Annotated in this window: 21 protein-coding genes and 1 tRNA gene; 17 read left to right on the top strand and 5 right to left on the bottom strand. The window is 64.1% G+C overall.

Annotated features, from left to right (window positions below):
- Nucleotides 1–75: 75 nt before the first annotated feature.
- From pbfA to QP803_RS12365, 3 genes are read right to left on the bottom strand one after another with little or no spacing between them, the layout of a single operon-like run.
- Nucleotides 76–1455 carry a (R)-1-hydroxy-2-aminoethylphosphonate ammonia-lyase gene (gene pbfA / locus QP803_RS12375; RefSeq protein ID WP_284943782.1) on the bottom strand — a complete coding sequence of 460 codons (1380 nt, stop codon included), beginning with the start codon at nucleotides 1453–1455 and terminating at the stop codon, nucleotides 76–78.
- A complete protein-coding gene (gene phnX, locus QP803_RS12370; protein WP_284943781.1) occupies nucleotides 1452–2258 on the bottom strand; it encodes a phosphonoacetaldehyde hydrolase in 807 nt (268 codons plus the stop codon). The genes pbfA and phnX overlap by 4 nt, the downstream gene beginning before the upstream one ends.
- Complete coding sequence (locus tag QP803_RS12365; protein ID WP_284943780.1) at nucleotides 2255–3370, bottom strand: TIGR03364 family FAD-dependent oxidoreductase; 1116 nt, start codon at nucleotides 3368–3370, stop codon at nucleotides 2255–2257. The genes phnX and QP803_RS12365 overlap by 4 nt, the downstream gene beginning before the upstream one ends.
- Nucleotides 3371–3533: 163 nt before the next feature.
- Here QP803_RS12365 and QP803_RS12360 point away from each other — a divergent pair, with 163 nt between their 5' ends.
- The 5 genes from QP803_RS12360 to QP803_RS12340 all read left to right on the top strand — a co-directional run bounded on the left by QP803_RS12360 (nucleotide 3534) and on the right by QP803_RS12340 (nucleotide 5481).
- Nucleotides 3534–3815, top strand: coding sequence for a type II toxin-antitoxin system RelE/ParE family toxin (locus QP803_RS12360; protein WP_284943779.1), 282 nt, complete (start codon nucleotides 3534–3536; stop codon nucleotides 3813–3815).
- 16 nt (nucleotides 3816–3831) lie between these two features.
- Nucleotides 3832–4158: a HigA family addiction module antitoxin gene (locus tag QP803_RS12355; protein WP_284943778.1), complete on the top strand. Its 327-nt coding sequence runs from the start codon at nucleotides 3832–3834 to the stop codon at nucleotides 4156–4158.
- 86 nt (nucleotides 4159–4244) lie between these two features.
- The gene (locus QP803_RS12350; RefSeq protein WP_284943777.1) at nucleotides 4245–4742 is read left to right on the top strand and encodes a hypothetical protein; all 498 of its coding nucleotides are present in this window, start codon (nucleotides 4245–4247) and stop codon (nucleotides 4740–4742) included.
- A 141-nt stretch (nucleotides 4743–4883) separates the two neighbouring features.
- Nucleotides 4884–5186 carry a type II toxin-antitoxin system RelE/ParE family toxin gene (locus QP803_RS12345; RefSeq protein WP_284943776.1) on the top strand — a complete coding sequence of 101 codons (303 nt, stop codon included), beginning with the start codon at nucleotides 4884–4886 and terminating at the stop codon, nucleotides 5184–5186.
- Entirely contained in the window at nucleotides 5176–5481 is a 306-nt protein-coding gene (locus QP803_RS12340) for an addiction module antidote protein (RefSeq protein WP_284943775.1), read from the top strand. Before QP803_RS12345 ends, QP803_RS12340 begins: the two co-directional genes overlap by 11 nt.
- Before the next feature lie 61 nt (nucleotides 5482–5542).
- Here the strand turns inward: QP803_RS12340 and QP803_RS12335 are convergent.
- Nucleotides 5543–5630: transfer RNA gene (locus QP803_RS12335), tRNA-Leu, on the bottom strand.
- A 126-nt stretch (nucleotides 5631–5756) separates the two neighbouring features.
- Between QP803_RS12335 and QP803_RS12330 the strand changes: the two genes are divergently transcribed.
- The 12 genes from QP803_RS12330 (at nucleotide 5757) to QP803_RS12280 (ending at nucleotide 18392) form a co-directional block, all read left to right on the top strand.
- Entirely contained in the window at nucleotides 5757–6743 is a 987-nt protein-coding gene (locus QP803_RS12330; protein ID WP_284943774.1) for a complex I NDUFA9 subunit family protein, read from the top strand.
- Nucleotides 6744–6945: 202 nt separating this feature from the next.
- Nucleotides 6946–8397 carry an NAD(P)-dependent oxidoreductase gene (locus tag QP803_RS12325; RefSeq protein ID WP_284943773.1) on the top strand — a complete coding sequence of 484 codons (1452 nt, stop codon included), beginning with the start codon at nucleotides 6946–6948 and terminating at the stop codon, nucleotides 8395–8397.
- Complete coding sequence (locus QP803_RS12320) at nucleotides 8394–8894, top strand: DUF2059 domain-containing protein (protein WP_284943772.1); 501 nt, start codon at nucleotides 8394–8396, stop codon at nucleotides 8892–8894. Before QP803_RS12325 ends, QP803_RS12320 begins: the two co-directional genes overlap by 4 nt.
- Before the next feature lie 11 nt (nucleotides 8895–8905).
- The gene (gltB, locus tag QP803_RS12315; RefSeq protein WP_284943771.1) at nucleotides 8906–13459 is read left to right on the top strand and encodes a glutamate synthase large subunit; all 4554 of its coding nucleotides are present in this window, start codon (nucleotides 8906–8908) and stop codon (nucleotides 13457–13459) included.
- Nucleotides 13460–14593: an AI-2E family transporter YdiK gene (gene ydiK / locus QP803_RS12310; RefSeq protein ID WP_284943770.1), complete on the top strand. Its 1134-nt coding sequence runs from the start codon at nucleotides 13460–13462 to the stop codon at nucleotides 14591–14593.
- A gap of 117 nt (nucleotides 14594–14710) precedes the next feature.
- Complete coding sequence (locus QP803_RS12305) at nucleotides 14711–14899, top strand: hypothetical protein (protein ID WP_284943769.1); 189 nt, start codon at nucleotides 14711–14713, stop codon at nucleotides 14897–14899.
- Nucleotides 14900–14902: 3 nt separating this feature from the next.
- The gene (locus QP803_RS12300; RefSeq protein WP_284943768.1) at nucleotides 14903–15073 is read left to right on the top strand and encodes a hypothetical protein; all 171 of its coding nucleotides are present in this window, start codon (nucleotides 14903–14905) and stop codon (nucleotides 15071–15073) included.
- Entirely contained in the window at nucleotides 15070–15369 is a 300-nt protein-coding gene (locus QP803_RS12295) for a hypothetical protein (RefSeq protein ID WP_284943767.1), read from the top strand. Before QP803_RS12300 ends, QP803_RS12295 begins: the two co-directional genes overlap by 4 nt.
- Before the next feature lie 57 nt (nucleotides 15370–15426).
- On the top strand, nucleotides 15427–15744 hold the full coding sequence (locus tag QP803_RS12290) for a nucleotidyltransferase family protein (protein ID WP_284943766.1): 318 nt from the start codon (nucleotides 15427–15429) through the stop codon (nucleotides 15742–15744).
- Nucleotides 15734–15877, top strand: a complete 144-nt coding sequence (locus tag QP803_RS12285; RefSeq protein WP_284943765.1) for a ribonuclease HepT family protein — start codon at nucleotides 15734–15736, stop codon at nucleotides 15875–15877. The genes QP803_RS12290 and QP803_RS12285 overlap by 11 nt, the downstream gene beginning before the upstream one ends.
- Nucleotides 15878–15925: 48 nt before the next feature.
- Entirely contained in the window at nucleotides 15926–16093 is a 168-nt protein-coding gene (locus QP803_RS24040) for a HepT-like ribonuclease domain-containing protein (RefSeq protein WP_350356023.1), read from the top strand.
- 7 nt (nucleotides 16094–16100) lie between these two features.
- On the top strand, nucleotides 16101–18392 hold the full coding sequence (locus QP803_RS12280) for a penicillin acylase family protein (RefSeq protein ID WP_284943764.1): 2292 nt from the start codon (nucleotides 16101–16103) through the stop codon (nucleotides 18390–18392).
- On the opposite strand, the gene QP803_RS12275 is transcribed toward QP803_RS12280, so the two are convergent.
- Entirely contained in the window at nucleotides 18379–18609 is a 231-nt protein-coding gene (locus QP803_RS12275; RefSeq protein WP_284943763.1) for a hypothetical protein, read from the bottom strand. The genes QP803_RS12280 and QP803_RS12275 overlap by 14 nt on opposite strands.
- Nucleotides 18610–18677: the final 68 nt, after the last annotated feature.

Here is an 18677-nt window from a genome sequence, read left to right as displayed (position 1 = left end):
GCGGAAAGGGGCGGCGCAAGCCGCCCTTTTTTGTGTCGGGGCGTCGGATGGCGGAATACGCTGCGCTCTTCCGTCTTACGTCAAACGCTCTTCCGCCGTGATGGCGTCTTCGATGATGTCGAGGCCGCGCATCATCTGCGCCTCCGTCACGATCAGCGGCGGTGTCAGCGTCAACACATTCCCCAGCGTCGTCTTGAAACTCAGCCCGGCATCGAAGGCGCGGTACAGGATCGCCTCCGCCGCGTCATTGGCCGGGGCCTTGGTCACCCGATCCGTCACCAGATCGATGCCGAGCAACAGCCCGCGCCCGCGCACATCCCCGATCAGCGGATGCCGCGCCTTCATCGCATGCATCCGGTCAAGCGCCATCGCGCCGACGCGACGCGCATTCTCGACCAGATCCTCGTCCTCGATAATGGCGATGGTGGTCAGCGCGGCGCGCGCCGTCACCGGATTCTTCTCATGCGTATAGTGGCCAAAGGCATAGTCGCCCGCGACATCGAGATCCGACCGGCAGAGGGTGGCCGCGATCGGCAGAATGCCGCCACCCAAGGCCTTGCCCATGACCAGAATATCCGGTGCCACATCATCATGCTCGCAGGCGAACATCCGCCCTGTCTTGCCGAGTCCCGTGGGGATTTCATCGAAGATCAAAAGCGTGCCGTGGGCGTGGCAGGCATCGCGCACCGCCTGCCAATAGCCAGGTGGCGGCAGGAAGGGCACGGCGCGGGCGGGTTCCGCGATAACGGCGGCGACATCGCCCTCATGCTCCAGCACGTATTTCAAATAGCTCGCGCAGGCCATGCGGCACAGCGCTAGATTGGGGCCGCCGTTCAGATCGGGATAGCCGTAGGGGCAGCGGTAGCAGGCGAAGGGCGCGACATGCTCGGTGCCCGCCAGCAAAGGTCCGATCGGGCCGCTGCGAAATAGCGATTCGCCGCCGACGCTGGCTGCGCCAAAGCCCGCGCCGTGAAAGGAATCCCAGAAGGAAATCGTCTTGAACCGGCCAGTGGCCGCGCGTGCGACTTTCAGGCCGATTTCAAGCGCGTCGGAACCGCCTGTCGTGAACAGCACCTTCGTGAGATCGCCGGGCGCGATGGCCGCGAGTTTCTCGGCCAGTTCCACCGCCGGCTCGCAAGTGAAGCGGCGCGGCGCAAAAGGCAATTCGTCCATCTGCGCGGCGATGGCGGCTTTCAGTCGCGGATGGCCGTAGCCGATGTGATGGACGTTATTGCCATGGAAATCCATGTAGCGGCGGCCGGCGACATCCTCGATCCAGATGCCCTCCGCGCGCTTGATGGCATTGAGGCAGGGCGTGGAGATGGATTGGTGCAGAAACGCCGCGCTGTCCCGCTCGATGAGGGCGCGGCTATCGCCGGTGATATGGGCGGCGGCCCAGGCCCGGCGCCGTGGCGAGTGATTAACGTCACCCTCGCCGGCCCGTGGGGAAATCACGGTCTGTCGCCGCGCGACATCCGATCCTCAATCGTGTCGATGATGGGCAGCAGATCGGCGATGCTGTCGATGACGTAATGGGCACCGGCGCCATAGAGCGTCTTCTCGGCGGCGGCGCGCAGGCGGGCCTTTTCGGCGTCGGGCGTGGCGGCCCATTCTTCGGCAGAGAGTCCGACGCAATTACCAGAAATGCTGACGCCCACGGTCCAGGTGCCGGCGGCGATACCCTCGGCGATGCCGGGCTCGGTATCATCGACCTTGACGACGGCGGAGGGCGGATAGACGCCGAGATCGGCGAAGCAGCGATACATCATCAGGGGCGTCGGCCGCCCATCCGCGAGATCTCCCGCGCAGACGAGATTATCCGGCGCATAGCCCTGTGCGGCGGCGAGGGGCAGCAGCTTGTCCATGATCGAGCGGACATAGCCGGTGGTGGAGCCGACCTTCATGCCGCGCGCCCGGATCACCGTCGCCAGCTGCACGGCGTCGGGAATGAGCTCCGCATAGTCCCCGACCACCTGGGTATTGAGCGGTACGAAGACATGGTAGAGCGCGTCGATATCCGCTTCGACCGGCGCATGGCCATGCGCTTCGGCCCAGCGTGCGGAAATGGCGGGGTCCGCCATCAAGGCCGCGATATGCGCCCGCTTCGGCAGGCCCATCGGCCCGCGCGCCTCGGCCACCGAAACGGTGACGCCGAAGCGATGAAAGGCCTCCACAAAAGCGCCCATCGGCGCGCGTGACCCGAAGTCGATCACCGTGCCGGCCCAGTCGAAGATTACGGCCTTGAGGGCACCGCTCATCGCATCAGTTCCTTGATGACCTCTTCGCCGATGGCGAAGGCGGTGGAAGCACCGGTGCCGCTGGTGACCGTCACCAGGCGGATCGCGTCGTCAGGCCGATCGATGAGCACGAGGCGGTCCTCGGCGGAGGCATAGGTGCCGATCCACCGCTCCGTCACATCATAGGCGACATCGGGAAAGACCGCCGCGAATTCGCCGAGCACGAGATCGTCGAGCGCCGCATCCGAGAAGGGGTCCATGGTCGTGCCATAGACATGGGTGTCGCCGAGCACGAGAGAGCCGTCGGCCGATTGCACGGCGATGAGGTGAACGCCGCCGGCAATGGCCTCCGGCTGCTCGCGCCGCAGCAGCGCCCGCAGGGGCGCGGCTTCCGGCAGTTCCGAGTAGCCGAGATAGCGAATGAGGGAGAGGTCGGTCATCACGGCGCAGCCGAGGGGCAGGGGATGGCGCGGACGGACGCGCATCATCTGCAGCTTTGAGCGTGTGATGCCGTAATGGGCGAGGCGCTCGGGGAACAGGGTGGCGAGGTCGTCACCTGGGCAGACCACGATGCGCGCGGCTTCGATGATGCCGTCACTGGTCACTAGGCGCCCGGGCTCGACGCCATGCACCGCGACGCCGCGCCGGAAGGTGACGCCCTTCGCGCTCTCCAGCCAGGCGGCGAGGCGGGGAATGGCGTCGCGAGATTCGACGCGACGGTCATGTGGGCTCCACAACACGGCTTCGGCCTGGCCTGTCATCCATGGGAACCGGGTCCGTCCCTCGGCGGCAGAGAGCAGGGTGCAGCCGGCGCCCATCTCATGCCGCTTGAAGGCTTCGAGCACGGCGGCGGCTTCGGGCCGGCGCGCGACCACAGCGAGGCCGTGGTGAATGATGGGGATGCCGGCTTGCGGGGCCACTTCCTCCCAGATGTCGCGGGACCGCATCGCGCGGGTCCAGCATTCGCCCTGCTGTTGACCAGTGACGGTGACGAAGCCGAAATTGCGGATGGAGGCGCCGACCGCGCGCTGGTCGCGGTCCGTGACGATGACGCTGAGGCCGAGGCGGCTGGCCGCCAGGGCATGGGCGAGACCCACGATGCCGGCGCCGACGATGGCGATGTCGTATGTCACCGGATCTTGTCCCTCGGATGAGGCGGGTTTTACCGGCCGGAAGGACTAAGTGGCAATGGTATGCCAGTGCGATGCCGTAGGGCGGATAAGCGCAGCGTTACCCCACTTCGTCGCCGACAGCTGATACGCTTGACGTATCGGCCCCATAGGCACTACAAATTTCATGATCAAGAGCTTCAGGGACACGGTAGCTGCCGCCTTGTTTCTCGGACAGGTGCCAAAGATGTTTCCGGCGGACGTGGCGAGACGAGCTCATACGCGGCTGGTGAGGGTAGATACCGCCGCCGCACTTGATGATCTGAAAGTCTCGCCGAGCCATCATCTAGAGGCCTTGTCGAAGGACCGGGCCGGGCAGCATTCCATAAGGATCAACCTGCAATGGCGGGTCTGTTTTATTTGGCAGGATGGAAACGCCGACAGCGTCGAAGTCGTCGATTACCATTAATATTAGGGATCGTCACATGACCATTCTTCGGGAAAATTTGGAGACTCTCGATCTATCGGATGTGGTGACGGGTGAGCGCATTGCGCGTGCCACGCCAGGGGACATTCTCAAGGAAGACTTCATGGATGAGGCAGGTTTGTCCGCCCGTGCCTTGGGCCGCGAGATCGGTATTCCAGCCAATCGGATCAGCGATATCATCCGGGGCAAGCGGGCGATCACCGCGCCGACAGCCATCCGTCTGGGCCGCTACTTTAAGGTCAGCCCGCAGATGTGGATGAACCTCCAGAGCAGTTACGACCTGGCAGTCGCTCTTGAGGCCGAGGATTCACGACGCGCGGCTTGAACGCTTGCCGCCCTACGGCACCGCGCGCCGATTGCGTATCAAACCGACATAATGACACTATGCGACTCAATAATGGGAAGATGAAAATGGTTCGCTGTGTCGCCTATGCGTGCGCGTGTCTCGCCCTTACCGGCTGCATCAAGAACAACGTCTCGACGACGAATGCCCAGATCATGCCTGTTGGCGTGGCGGCACCGGCGCGTCCGCCGCGTGTGATTTTGACGTCAACGGCTCAGCTGGCGAAGGCCAGGGAGATCGTCATGAATACGACGACGATGTACGGGGCAACCCTGATACTGGCCAGTCCGGTGTCGCTGGCCGCGGATTGCACGCAGCTTGGCACGGTGGCAGCCAAGGTTGTCATGCCGCCAAGCCATGGCGTGGTTCATATCGCACAGGGGACGGCCTTTCCGCATTTTGTGCCTGGCGACCCGCCCTATGCGTGCAATGCCCAAAAGAGCCCAGCCACGATCATCACATACCGATCCTCTCGCGGCTTTTCCGGCGAAGATACGACGGCGGTACAGATATTCTTCCCGGATGGCAGTGCCCCGACGGTCTTATTCCACATCGCTGTGCAGTAGCCGAAAGCCGCGACACGTGGCGGGTTTGGATATTGATCGCGCGCGTTGCTCAAAATTCTACTGAGATTGCTGGAGAGCTAGGCTTGGCCGCGGGCTGCCTCACGCTTTGATAACATCGACTATGTGTATTATATTCCACACATGATCGACGTCCGGCAGACCTCGACCTTCTCTGACTGGCTCGATGGCGTTCGTGATCGGCCCGCGGGTCAGCGCATCAACCTGCGTATCCGACGCGTCTCGCTTGGCAATTTCGGTGATGTGAAACTGGTGGGAGAGGGCGTTTCGGAACTGCGGATCGACTACGGCCCAGGCTATCGCATCTATGTCAGGCGACGCGGCCTGACCGTTGTTCTGCTGCTGTGTGGCGGCGACAAATCGACGCAGGATCGCGACATCGCGCGCGCAAAGACTCTGGCAAAGGAAGACGACAATGGCGCTTGAGACGACGGGATGGGACCCCACCGACCAACTCCGCTCGCCCGAGGATGAGCAGGCCTACATAGAAGCCGCCTTCGAGGAAGGCGACCCCGACCTCATCGCGGCCGCCATCGGTGACATTGCCCGCGCACGCGGCATGGCGCAGATCGCGCGCGAAGCCGGTGTCAGCCGAGAGGCGATGTACAAGTCGTTCCGCGCCGGCGGTAACCCTACACTCGATACGGTCGCGCGTGTCACAAGGGTGTTAGGCCTGCGACTGCTGGTGCGCCCGCAGCCGGAGCAGGATGCGTGTAGGTGATCGGGCCGTGCCCGCTAAACCACCGCGGCGGCGCTTTTAGAGCAACGATTTTATTGGGAATTGGTGCCCAGGAGAAGACTCGAACTTCCACGACCTTTACGGCCACAGGCACCTGAAGCCTGCGCGTCTACCAATTCCGCCACCTGGGCAACCTGTGCGGTGGGCGGGGTTTAGACGGCAGTTCGTACCGCGTCAACCGCCGTCCGCTCTTGAGGGCTTGGGTGCCGACCCCTAATGCTGGCAGCGACACCAAGCCTCAACGGATGAGCGGCAGCATGATCAATGAGACGCGGAAACTGGCGACAGTCTTTGGGGGCGCCGGGTTCATTGGCCGCACCCTCATCCCCCATCTGGTGCGGGACGGCTATATCGTCCGCGTGGCGGGCCGCGACACCGAACGCGCCGCCGCGCTCAAGCCGATGGGCACAGTTGGGCAGATCGTGCCGCTCTATGCGCCGCTGAGCGATCAGGCGGCCGTCGCCCATGCCGTGCAAGGCGCCGAATTGGTCGTCAATCTCGTCGGTATCCTGGCCGAGGGCCGGGCCGGGGATTTCACGCGCGTGCATGCTGAGGGGCCTGGCCTGCTGGCCGCCGCCAGCACGCGCGCCGGCGTGCGAAGCTTCGTCCATGTTTCGGCCATCGGCGCCGATACCCGCAGCGGCAGCGGCTATGGCCGCAGCAAGGCGGAAGGGGAAGCCGCGGTCGCGGCCGCCTTTCCCAGTGCCGTCATCCTGCGTCCGTCGATCGTCTTCGGCAGTGAGGATCAGTTCTTCAATCGCTTCGGCGCGATGGCGCGGATGTCGCCGGTGATGCCGGTGGTGGCCGGCAAGACTCGGTTCCAGCCCGTCTTCGTGGGCGATGTCGCCGACGCAATCATGGCGGGTCTCGCCCTCGCGGCAGACGCGCCGCGTCTCTATGAACTCGGTGGCCCGAAGGTTTGGACCTTCCGCGCCATCCTCGCCTTTATCCTGAAACAAACTGGCCGTAGCCGCCCTCTCATTGCCGTGCCGCCCAGCATCGCGCGGTTGCAGGCCCGCGTTTTGGAGCGGCTGCCCGGCAAGCTGCTGACGACCGACCAGCTCAAGATGCTGGAGCACGACAATGTGGTCAGCGGCCGCTACCCCGGTCTCCAAGACCTCGGGATCACGCCCACGCCGGTGGAACTCATCGTGCCCGCGTATCTCAGCCGGTACGGGGATGTGGCGAAGCAGAGAGTGCGCGAAGGGGGCGGTGACCGCACCGGTGGCGACCTGTCATTCTGATCCTTTGGCGAATTGGTCGCAATTCGGACCTAATATGGTGGATGACGCACGACAGATACTCACTAAACCGTGATATGCGCGTGAAATAGGTCAGCATCGCTGTTTGGCGATTCGATTACCGCTTCGCAACAGGGCTAAAGGGCGATAAGACCTCACTCGGTTCCGCGAGCGCGATGTCCGCTCTTCAGTTGGAGGATGTCCTATGGCCGAGCGCATGCTGAAGTTCGTACACACGCCGCAGAAGATCCCCGCAAAGCGCGCCGCCGACCTGCGCGTCGAGGATTTCGACGAGATTTACCGCCGCTTCGACCCCAGCCGCGCCGCCGAGCAGGCAAGCCGATGCAGCCAATGCGGCATCCCCTTCTGCTCCATCCATTGCCCATTAGGGAACCATATCCCTGACTGGCTGCGCCTGACGGCCGAGGGTCGGCTGGAGGAGGCTTACGAACTCTCCTCCATGACCAATTCCTTCCCCGAGATTTGCGGGCGTATCTGCCCGCAGGATCGGCTGTGCGAGGGCAATTGCGTCATCGAGAAGGGCTTCGAGAGCGTCACCATCGGCGCGGTCGAGCGCTATATCACCGACACCGCCTTCGAGAAGGGTTGGGTGAAGCCTGTGCGCCCGAACCAGGAGCGCGCGGAATCGGTCGCCATCATCGGTGCGGGTCCGGGTGGCCTGGCCGCCGCCGAGCGGCTGCGCCGCCAGGGCTATCAGGTCCATGTCTATGACCGCTACGACCGGCCCGGCGGGTTGATGATCTACGGCATTCCCGGTTTCAAGCTGGAGAAGGACGTGGTCATCCGCCGTTGGCGGTTTCTGGAAGACTGCGGCGTCCAGTTCCATCTCAACGCGGCCATCGGCAGCGCGACGGGCGAGGGCGCCATCTCCTTCGCCGACCTGCGGCAGCAGCATGCGGCGGTGATCATCGCCACGGGCGTCTATAAGGCACGCGACATCGGCGGTCCCGGCTCCGGCCTCGGCGGCATCGTGCCCGCGCTCGACTTCCTCACCGCGTCCAATCGGCGCGGCTTGAATGATGTTGTGCCGGACTTCGACTCTGGCCTGCTCAATGCCGACGGCAAGCGCGTCGTCGTCATCGGCGGCGGCGACACTGCGATGGATTGCGTGCGCACCGCCGTGCGCCAGGGCGCGACCTCGGTGCAATGCCTCTATCGCCGCGACCGTGCGAATATGCCGGGCTCGATGCGCGAAGTGAAGAATGCCGAGGAGGAGGGGGTCGAGTTCGTCTGGCTCTCCGCCCCCGAAGCCTTCCTGGGCGACGGGCAAGTCACTGGCGTGCGCGCGATGCGCATGCATCTCGGCTTGCCTGACACCTCTGGCCGGCAGTCGGTCGAGCCGGTGCCCGGTAGCCATTTCACGCTGGAGGCCGATCTCGTCATCAAGGCGCTTGGCTTCGACCCCGAGGATATGCCGCGCATGTTCGCAGAGAAGGGGCTGGAGATCAGCCGCTGGGGCACGCTGAAGGTCAACCACCGCAGCTTCATGACGCCGGTGCCCGGCGTCTTTGCGGTGGGGGACATCGTGCGCGGTGCGAGCCTCGTTGTCTGGGCCATCAAGGACGGGCAGGACGCGGCCGCCCAGGTGCATGACTATATCCGCCTCAGTGCCCCGGTCGCTGTGGCCGCCGAATGAAGACGCTCGCCACCCTTGCGCTCACGATTGCCCTGGCAACGCCTGCCTGGGCGGATGATGTGCAGCCGCCACTGCCTGCGGAGACGCTGCAACTCGCAACCCAAGTGGTGCAGGCGATCGGCATCACGCAAGTCGCGAATGCCGCCGTCGGTGGTTTGCGGATCATCCTGGTGCAGACACTGGCCCAGCGGAACCACATGGCGGAAGATCGCGTGTCGGCGGTTGTCGATCAGGTGCTGATGCCGGATTTGCAAGCCCGCGAGCCGGGTTTCATTGCCATCGTCGCGGATGATTACGGCCGCGCCTTCACAACCGATGAATTGCAGCAGATCCTTGCCTTCTACCAGACGCCCGTCGGCCAGAAATTGCAGAGCGCCACGCCGGCGCTGACGCAGAAAATGGTGCTGTCGGGCCGCGCCTGGGTGGAACAGGCGGGCGTCGCGGTCTTGCAGGCGGATGAGGCCAAGCTCAAAGCCCAGGGCTTGAGCATACAGTGATGGAGACTGTCATGACCGAGATGTCACAGAACGACATGCTGGAGACCGGCGGCGAATTTCTCCGCTCCTGGGCGAAGAACGCCGAGACGCTGGCCGATACCTATTCCGCGACGCAGGAGCATGATGCCTGTGGCGTTGGCATGATCGCGGCGCTGGACGGCAAGCGCCGGCGCGACATCGTGCAGGCTGGCATCGACGCGCTGAAGGCGGTGTGGCATCGCGGCGCGGTGGACGCGGATGGCAAAACCGGTGACGGCGCCGGCATCCATATCGAAATTCCGCAGGATTTCTTCGCCGCCGCTGTCGAGCGAGGGGGCGCCATGCTGCGCCCCGGCCCGATCGCGGTCGGCCAGGTCTTCATGCCCAAGACCGATCTCAGCGCGCAGGAGCGGTGCCGCCAGATCGTGGAAACCGAGATCCTGGCGCTCGGGTACCAGATCTATGGCTGGCGTCAGGTGCCGATCAATGTCGCCTGCATCGGTGAGAAGGCCAATGCGACCCGGCCCGAAATCGAGCAGATAATGTTGTGGAATGCGCGGGGCGTGCCGGAGCTGGAGTTCGAGCGGGATCTCTATGTCATCCGTCGCCGGATCGAAAAGCAGGCGCTCGCCTCGCATGTGCCGGAGCTGTATTTCTGTTCCTTGTCCTGCCGCTCGATCGTCTACAAAGGCATGTTCCTGGCCGAGAGCTTGACCGAGTTCTATCCGGATCTGCTCGACCCGCGCTTTGTCTCGCGCTTCGCGATCTATCACCAGCGCTACTCGACCAATACCTTCCCGACCTGGCGTCTGGCGCAGCCCTTCCGGGCGCTGGCGCATAATGGTGAGATCAACACCGTCCAGGGCAATATCAACTGGATGAAGAGCCACGAGACGCGGTTGTCCTCCGTGCTGCTCGACGACTTCATGGAAGACGTCAAGCCCGTCGTGCAGGCCCAGGGGTCAGACACCGCCGCCCTCGACAATGTCTTCGAGCTGATGGTCCGCTCCGGCCGCGATGCCCCGATGGTCAAGGCGATGATGATCCCGCCCTCGATCGGCGGCACCGCTTCGATGCCCGAGACGCATCGCAACATGATCGAATATTGCAATGCCGTGATGGAGCCTTGGGATGGCCCCGCCGCCATCACCGCGACCGATGGCCGCTGGGTGGTCGCGGGCCTCGACCGCAATGGCCTGCGCCCGCTGCGCTACACTGTCACCAGCCACGGCATGCTCGTGGTGGGGTCCGAGACCGGCATGGTGAAGTTCGACGAAGCCATGATCGTCGAAAAGGGCCGCGTCGGCCCCGGGCAGATGATCGCCGTCGATCTCGATCAGCCGCGTTTCTATGACAATACATCGATCATGGACATGCTGGCGGCGCGCAACGCCTACGGCGAATGGGCGAAGCGCATCGTCGTCATCGATGATCTCGTGAAGACCGATATCGTCGAGCCCGTGCTGCTGACCACCGAAGCGCTGCGGCGGCGGCAACTCGCCATCGGCGCCACGTTGGAGGAGATGGAGACTATCCTTCAGCCGATGGTCGATGATGCAAACGAAGCGACCGGAAGCATGGGCGATGACACGCCCATCGCCGTGCTGTCCGAGAAGTATCGCGGCTTGCATCACTACTTCCGCCAGAACTTCAGCCAGGTGACCAATCCACCGATCGACAGTCTGCGCGAAACGCGCGTGATGTCGATCAAGACGCGCCTTGGCAATCTCGGCAATGTGCTCGACGAGGATGAGCATCAGTTCGACATCATGCAGTTGAACAGCCCGATTTTGTCGACGGGTGAGTTCTTCGCGATGCGCGAGAAGCTGGGTGCCTCGGTGGTGGATGTCGATGCGACCTTCGACGCCGCCGAGGGCGATAGCGGCCTACGCAATGCGCTGGACCGTATTCGCCGCGAGGCGGAGGAAGCGGTGCGTGCCGGCGCCACGCATCTTGTGGTGAGTGATGAAGCCGTCGGCCCCGAGCGCGCCCCAATTCCGATGATCCTGGCGACGGGTGCGGTGCATACGCATCTGGTGCGGCATTCGCTGCGCACCTTCACTAGCCTCAATATCCGCTCGGCCGAATGCCTGGATGTGCATTACGCCGCCGTGCTGGTGGGCGTGGGTGCGACCACGGTCAACCCGTATCTGGCGCAGGAATCCATCGTCGATCGTCACCGGCGCGGGCTGTTCGGCGATATGAGCGTGAAGACCGCCATCGGACGCTACAAGAAGGCGATCGACAAGGGTCTGCTCAAGATCATGGCGAAGATGGGCATCAGCGTCATCTCCTCCTATCGTGGCGGCTATAATTTCGAGGCGATCGGCCTGTCCCGCGCTTTGGTGGGGGAGTTCTTTCCCGGCATGCAGTCGCGCATCTCCGGCATCGGCCTCGCCGGCATCGCCCGCAAAGTGCTTGAACTACACAAGATCGCCTGGGCGCAGGATGTCATGACGCTGCCGGTCGGCGGCGTCTATAAGATGCGGCGCGGCGGCGAGGCGCATGCCTTCGACGGCAGCCTCGTGCATGTCTTGCAAACCGCGGTCGCGACCGACAGCTACGCGACCTTCCGCCGCTATTCGGAAGCGGTGCGCAAGCTGCCGCCGGTGGCGCTGCGCGATCTGCTCGATTTCCGCATGGATGGGCTGACGCCGATCCCGGTCGATGATGTCGAGAGCATCACGGAAATTCGCAAGCGCCTGATCGCACCCGGCATTTCCCTGGGGGCCTTGGGGCCAGAGGCGCATGAGACCCTGTCCATCGCCATGAACCGCATCGGCGCGCGGTCCGACAGCGGTGAAGGCGGTGAAGACCCCGAGCGCTCGAAGCCACGCGCCAATGGTGACAACGCATCCTCGGCGATCAAGCAGATCGCGTCGGGTCGTTTTGGCGTCACGGCCGATTACCTGAACAACTGCCGCGAGATCGAGATCAAGGTGGCGCAGGGTGCCAAGCCCGGTGAGGGCGGGCAGTTGCCCGGCTTCAAGGTCACGGAACTGATCGGCAAGCTGCGCCATTCCACGCCGGGCGTGATGCTGATCAGCCCGCCGCCGCATCACGACATTTACTCGATCGAGGATCTGGCCCAGCTCATCTACGATCTCAAGCAGATCAACCCCGAGGCCAGTGTCTGCGTGAAGCTGGTGTCTCGCTCCGGCATCGGCACCATCGCGGCCGGCGTCGCCAAGGCAAAGGCGGATGCGATCCTGATTTCGGGTCATTCCGGCGGCACCGGCGCGAGCGCCTTGACCAGCGTGAAATATGCTGGCCTGCCGTGGGAAATGGGCCTGTCGGAAGCGCATCAGGTGCTGATGCTCAACCGCCTACGCCACCGCGTGAAGTTGCGCACGGATGGCGGCTTGAAGACCGGTCGCGACGTCATCATCGCCGCCATGCTCGGCGCAGAGGAATTCGGCATCGGCACCGCGAGCCTCGTCGCCATGGGCTGCATCATGGTGCGGCAGTGCCATTCCAACACCTGCCCGGTGGGCGTGTGCACGCAGGACGAGACGCTGCGCGCCAAGTTCGAAGGCACGCCCGAGAAGGTCATCAACCTCTTCTCCTTCATCGCGGAAGAGGTGCGGGAGACCCTGGCGAAGCTCGGCTTCCGCAGCCTGACGGACATCATCGGCCGCACCGATCTGCTGCAACAGGTCAGCCGTGGCAGCGATCTGCTGGATGACCTCGATCTCAACCCGATCCTGGCGCAGGCCGACCCCGGACCCTATCCTCGCTATTGCACGCTGACGGAACGCAATCCGGTGCCCGAGACGCTGGACGCACAGATGATTGCCGATGCCGCGCCCTTCTTCGAGCGGCGTGAGAAGATGCAGTTGCAGTACAACATCCGCAACACGCATCGCGCGATCGGGACGAAGTTCTCCTCCCTCATCGTGCGGCGCTTTGGCACCACCAGCCTCGTCGCCGGTCATGCGAGCGTGCGGCTGCGTGGTTCGGCCGGGCAGTCACTCGGCGCCTTCGCGGTGCAGGGGCTGAAGCTGGAAGTGATCGGTGACGCCAACGACTATGTCGGCAAGGGGCTGTCGGGTGCCACCATCGTGGTGCGGCCCGCGCCATCCTCCAAGATGCGTAGCAATGCCAATACGATCATCGGCAATACCTGTCTCTATGGTGCGACATCGGGCCAGTTGTTTGCGGCGGGGCAGGCGGGTGAGCGGTTCGCCGTGCGCAACTCGGGTGCGACCGCCGTCGTTGAAGGCTGTGGCTCCAACGCCTGCGAATACATGACGGGCGGCACGGTGGTGGTTCTCGGCGGCTTCGGTGATAATTTCGGCGCTGGCTTCACCGGCGGCATGGCCTTCCTGCATGACCCCGACAACGGGTTCGAAAGCAAGGTCAACCCCGAGACCGTGACCTGGCAACGTGTGAGTTCCGCCTATTGGGAAAGCAAGCTGCGCGGCTTGATTGAGCGTCACGTGCAGGAAACCTCCAGCCGTTACGCCGCCATGCTGCTCCATAACTGGGGGCAGACGCTGGGCGACTTTTGGCAGGTCGTGCCGAAGGATTACGTCAAGCTTCTGCCGCATGCGCTGACAGATGAGAAGGTGCAGGCGCGCGCTTAAGTGGCGGGGGTCGGCGACAGCCAGGCCGAACAAAATCGGGAGCATCAGGCGCGTGACCTCACGCGCATGTTGCTTCTGGTGCTGTTCATCGGTGGCCTGACGCTCTGCACGCTTTGGGTCGTGCGGCCCTTCCTGCCGGCGACGATCTGGGCCTCCACCATTGTCGTGGCAACCTGGCCCTTGCTGCTGCGCGTGCAGAAATTGCTCGGTGGCAGTCGCGGTCTGGCGGTTACGGTGATGACCTTGCTGGTACTGGTCCTGTTCGTGGTGCCCTTCTGGCTCGCCGTCAGCACAATCCTCGCCCATTCCGACAGCCTCGTCGGCCTCGCGAAATCCGCACTGGCCTTTCGTGTCCCGCCGGTGCCGCACTGGGTGGCAGGCTTGCCGATGATCGGCCCCAAGGCCGCGGAGCTTTGGAGCGATGTGCAGGATGCCGGCATCACCAAAATGCTGCCGCGCGTGGCGCCCTATGCCGGCTCGGCGGCACAATGGTTCCTGATTTCTCTCGGCAGCTTCGGGCGGTTGCTGGTGCAATTCCTGCTCACCGTCATTGTGGTGGCCATCATCAACCTGCATGGCGAGGCTGGCGCCCGTGTCGCCATTCGCTTCGGTGACCGGCTCGGTGGCGTGCGCGGCCAGCAGATGGTGGTGCTCGCGGCACGCGCCATTCGGGCCGTGGCGCTGGGTGTGATGGTAACGTCGCTGGTCGATGCGGCAATCGGCGGCATCGGGCTATGGATCGCGGGCGTGCCGCTGGCGCCGGTGCTCACCGCCGTGATGTTCATCGTCTGCGTCGCGCAAGCGGGTCCCGGTGTCGTGCTGATCCCCGCCGTGATCTGGATGTATGTCTTCGACAGCGCGACCATGGCGACGGTGCTGCTCGCCTTCACCCTGTTCGCCATCTTCATCGACAATTTCTTGCGTCCGATGCTGATCAAGAAAGAAGCCAATCTGCCGATGCTTCTCGTGCTGGTCGGCGTGTTGGGTGGCCTGGTCGCCTTCGGCCTCATCGGTTTGTTCATCGGTCCGGCTGTGCTCGCCGTGAGTTACACGCTCGGCCATGCCTGGATCGCCGACGACCAGCCGGCCGTTGTCGTGATGGACGCTCCTGCGATTGGTGCGAAGAGTTCTTGATTCGTTCTTGTCGGCGCGCTATGTTTGGCGTGACAGGAGCGTCGGGACGTGATGCTGAAACTTGCTTCCGAGATAGGCGTCATTGGGTGTATTATCGCGCGCGAGGAGATCAGCGCGATGTCGAATCCTGTGCCCAAAGCCAAGGCGGTCCGGAAGCTAACGTCCAAGACGACCCATGAGCGTGCCGTCGCCGCCGCGTCCGAGCGGGAGAAGCACAGTCGTCTGCGGTCGATGATCCGCCAGCTTCGCGAGGAGTCCGAAGCGCTGTCGATCAGCGCCACGCAATTGCTCAAGCGCATTTCCTGACAATTGCCCAAGGTCACGGTCGACGAGTTGCTTGAGGCCGTTGAGGCTGTGGACTTCCTCAGGACAGCGGTTGCGGAACAGGAAAAGGGCATCGCCTTGATCCTCGGGCAACTGGACCTCTTGCGGGAACGGCTGGATGCACTCGAGGCCTCCACGGCTCATAAACTGCAATGACCGCCGAGACGCAGGAAGGCTGGCCGCCGAATGTCGAGCGGATCGGCATCGACGATCTGAAACGTCTCGGCATCAATGGTCAGCAGCAGCTTTTTTGGGATGGCCGGCGGATCGAAGTGCGGCGGCGCCTCGACCTCACCAATCTCGAAAAGGCGCTGGCGACCATCGTCACGGTCTGCGCCATTCTGGGCGCCCTCGGCAGCTTCATCACCGGCTTCAACAACGGCTCGGTCTTTCTCTGCGCGCGCGGCGTCCATTGGCTGAGCTGTCCGCTGCATACGCCTGACAAACGCTGACCTTCCCACTCATCGCGGCCGATGTGATATAATCGTCGACGCAGGAGTATCGCCGCGATGGACGCATTGAAGACCCAGTCGCTTGTCGAGGACGTCGTCTCCACTTTGCAGGCGCATGAGTCCGAACTGCGCGCCGCAGGTATCCGCCGCCTGTCGCTCTTTGGCTCTGTCGCTCGGGGTGAGGCCGCGCCTGACAGCGATGTCGATCTCGTTGCCGACCTGGATCCGGAGGCGCATATCGACTTGTTCCAATTGACGGCCTTGGAGCGCCGGATCGCTGCATTACTCGGCCGGCCTGTCGATCTGCAGCCAGAGCCCATCGAAAAGGCACGATTGAAGGCGAACATCGAACGAGATCGCCGGATTGCCTTCTGAGCATGATGCGGCCGATCTGCTTGCCGACATCATTGAGAACGCCGACCGTATCGCTGACTATACAGACGGTCTGGACCGGGACTCCTTCGAGCGCAACGGCCTTGTTCGCGATGCCGTGGAACGGTGCTTGTAGCGCATATGTGAAGCGGGACATCGGCTCGGCGCGCAGGCTGCGGACTTGATGCCGGATGAACCCTGGGCTGACATTCGTGGAATGGGCAATCGTTTGCGGCATGCCTATGGCCGCATCAGCCTAGACGTGATCTGGAACACTGTCCGGGACCGGCTGCCGTCCCTGGAGACTTCTGCGAGACGGGCGCTGAAGCGCCTAAAAGCGGATCGCGAATAGGACCTCCATGACCGACAGAACGCATCGCCTGCCGGGCCTGGCGGAGCCCGCCGAGATTCGCGTCGATCGCTGGGGCATTCCCCATATCCGCGCCAAGTCCCGGCGCGATGTCTTTCTCGCCCAAGGCTTCAACGCGGCGCGAGACCGGCTGTGGCAGCTCGACCTCTGGCGGAAACGCGGTCTCGGCCTGCTTGCCGCCGACCATGGCCCCGGCTTTCTGGCCCAGGATCGCGCCTGCCGCTTGTTCCTTTATCGCGGTGACATGGCCGCCGAATGGGCGGCCTATGGGCCAGAGGCGCAGGACACGGTCACCGCCTTCGTTCAGGGCATCAACGCTTTCGTGGCGCTCACCGAAGCCGATCCAGACCAGAGGCCGGCCGAGTTTACAGCGCTCGGCCTGTCCCCCGCGCGCTGGCAGCCGGAGGATGTGGTGCGTATTCGCAGCCATGCCCTGGCGAGCAATCTCGCCTCGGAAGTGGCGCGTGCGCGCCTGCGCCAGGCGGGTGGAGACGATCAGGCCGAGGCGCTGCGCCGCCACCTATCGCCGGACTGGACGCCGATGCCGGTGCCTGATCTCACGGCGCCGCTGCCGGCCGATCTTCTGAACCCGTATCTCATGGCGCGCGCCGATGCCGGCATTTCGGCAGAACGTCGCGCCGCGACACTGGCCGAAGCGCCCGCCTGGTCGGTGATGGACGAGGCCGGGCATGTCACCTCCTCCGACGGTGAAGGTTCCAACAACTGGGTCGTCTCCGGCACAGGCACCGAGACCGGGCGGCCGATCCTGGCGAGCGATCCGCATCGCGCCTATGGCACGCCCTCCCTCCGCTACCTCGCACATCTCACCGCGCCGGGCCTGGATGTCGTTGGCGCGGGGGAGCCCGCATTGCCCGGCATTTCCCTCGGCCATAACGGCAGCCTCGCCTTTTCGCTGACGATCTTCCCGGCCGACCAGGAAGACCTCATGGTCTATGAAACGGATCCGGAAGACCCGACGCGCTATCGCTATGGCGATGGCTGGGAAGCGATGACCGTTGTGACGGAAACGGTGCCTGTGCACGGCGAAGCGGATCAGGCGGTCACGCTCGCCTTCACGCGCCATGGCCCGGTGATCTGTGAGGACGCGGCGCATCACCGCGCCTATTCCGTGCGCAGCGTCTGGTCCGAGCCCGGGGCCGCCGCCTATCTCGGTAGCCTGCGGTATCTGGACAGCAAGACAGCAGAGGCCTTCACGGAAGCGCTCGATCATTGGAAGGCGCCGCCGGTCAATCAGCTTTATGCCGACACCACGGGCTCCATCGGCTGGCGCGCGGCCGCTGGCTTGCCGCGCCGCCCGAACTGGGACGGTCTGAACCCCGTGCCGGGTGACGGCCGTTATGAATGGAACGGCTTTCATCCCGGCGCAGACCTGCCCGCCAGCCAGAACCCGGCGGAAGGCTTCATCGCCACGGCCAATCAGATGAACCTGCCGGCCGATTACCCTGCCGCCGAGCGCCGCCTCGGCTTCGAATGGAACGAGCCGTTTCGCGCCAATCGGCTGCATAGCCTGCTGAGTGGGACTGCGCTCATGAGCACGGACATCTCGCGACGCATGCAGACGGATCTCGCGTCGGAGCCTGCGCGGCGCATGCTGTCGGTGCTTGCCGATGCCGGGATCGCGCACCCGCTCTTCGCAGACTGGGACATGCGCATCACGGCAGGCAGCGCCGCCGCCGCCTTCTTCGAGGTTTGGTGGAGCCGGCATATCCTGCCCGGCGTCGTCGAAACCATCGCCCCTGCGGTCGCCCCGCTCATTGGCATGGGCGATGAGGTGGCTGTTCTCGACACCCTGGAGGCAGTCTCACCCTGGCGGGAAGGGCTGCTGCGGCAAACCCTTGCGGCGGCGGAAGAGGATTGTGCTCGGCTGATGGGACCGAATCGGATCCAATGGGCCTGGGGACGCATTCACCAACTTCGCTTCAGCCATGCCCTCGGCCGGGTTTTGCCGGAGATCTGCGGACGACCGCCCAGTGTCGGGCCGGTCCCCATCGGGGGCTCGGGCACCACCGTGGGTCTCGCCGAATATCGCGCCGGCGACTTCGGCATCATCTTCGGCGCGTCTTTTCGCATGGTGCTGGATGTCGGCGATTGGGATCGCAGCATGGTCATCAATGCGCCGGGACAATCCGGCGACCCCAGGTCCCGGCATTACGATGACCTCGTGCCCCTTTGGGCTGCCGGCGATCTCGTGCCGATGGCTTATTCCGAGGCGGCTGTCGAAGCCGTCACCGTCACGCGCATTCACCTCATTCCGGGGTGATTGCGGGCCTGAACAGCGCGCGCCCGACGATCAAACCGAGCAGCCCGGCGATGGCGATCGCGGCGATCGGCCGAGCCTTCACCTGCTCGCCAAGCGCATAGGCCGCTGATTCAACGGCCCCCGCCGCATCGATCGCTTGCGGGATCACGGTCTGGTTGATGAACACCTTCAGCGGAGAAGGTGGGGCCGGCTGGTCGATCATGGCGCCCACGGACACGATGGCTGGCTCCTCAACGGGTTCACGCTTTGACAGATTGGGCGCTTCTCGGTTGCCGCAAGCAGCCA

This window comes from Acidisoma sp. PAMC 29798, assembly GCF_030252425.1.
GTDB lineage: Bacteria > Pseudomonadota > Alphaproteobacteria > Acetobacterales > Acetobacteraceae > Acidisoma > Acidisoma cladoniae.
The sequence above is the reverse complement of the archived record's forward strand: the minus strand, read 5'-3'. Positions and strand labels throughout refer to the sequence as shown.

Coding starts and splice junctions, on each gene's coding strand:
- QP803_RS12305 (WP_284943769.1), top strand. CDS start 14,711: ATGTCGAATCCTGTGCCCAAAGCCAAGGCGGTCCGGAAGCTAACGTCC.
- QP803_RS12360 (WP_284943779.1), top strand. CDS start 3,534: ATGATCAAGAGCTTCAGGGACACGGTAGCTGCCGCCTTGTTTCTCGGA.
- QP803_RS12350 (WP_284943777.1), top strand. CDS start 4,245: ATGGTTCGCTGTGTCGCCTATGCGTGCGCGTGTCTCGCCCTTACCGGC.
- QP803_RS12325 (WP_284943773.1), top strand. CDS start 6,946: ATGGCCGAGCGCATGCTGAAGTTCGTACACACGCCGCAGAAGATCCCC.
- QP803_RS24040 (WP_350356023.1), top strand. CDS start 15,926: ATGCCGGATGAACCCTGGGCTGACATTCGTGGAATGGGCAATCGTTTG.
- QP803_RS12290 (WP_284943766.1), top strand. CDS start 15,427: ATGGACGCATTGAAGACCCAGTCGCTTGTCGAGGACGTCGTCTCCACT.
- QP803_RS12345 (WP_284943776.1), top strand. CDS start 4,884: ATGATCGACGTCCGGCAGACCTCGACCTTCTCTGACTGGCTCGATGGC.
- QP803_RS12320 (WP_284943772.1), top strand. CDS start 8,394: ATGAAGACGCTCGCCACCCTTGCGCTCACGATTGCCCTGGCAACGCCT.
- gltB (WP_284943771.1), top strand. CDS start 8,906: ATGACCGAGATGTCACAGAACGACATGCTGGAGACCGGCGGCGAATTT.
- QP803_RS12355 (WP_284943778.1), top strand. CDS start 3,832: ATGACCATTCTTCGGGAAAATTTGGAGACTCTCGATCTATCGGATGTG.
- QP803_RS12295 (WP_284943767.1), top strand. CDS start 15,070: ATGACCGCCGAGACGCAGGAAGGCTGGCCGCCGAATGTCGAGCGGATC.
- QP803_RS12330 (WP_284943774.1), top strand. CDS start 5,757: ATGATCAATGAGACGCGGAAACTGGCGACAGTCTTTGGGGGCGCCGGG.
- QP803_RS12340 (WP_284943775.1), top strand. CDS start 5,176: ATGGCGCTTGAGACGACGGGATGGGACCCCACCGACCAACTCCGCTCG.
- QP803_RS12280 (WP_284943764.1), top strand. CDS start 16,101: ATGACCGACAGAACGCATCGCCTGCCGGGCCTGGCGGAGCCCGCCGAG.
- phnX (WP_284943781.1), bottom strand. CDS start 2,258: ATGAGCGGTGCCCTCAAGGCCGTAATCTTCGACTGGGCCGGCACGGTG.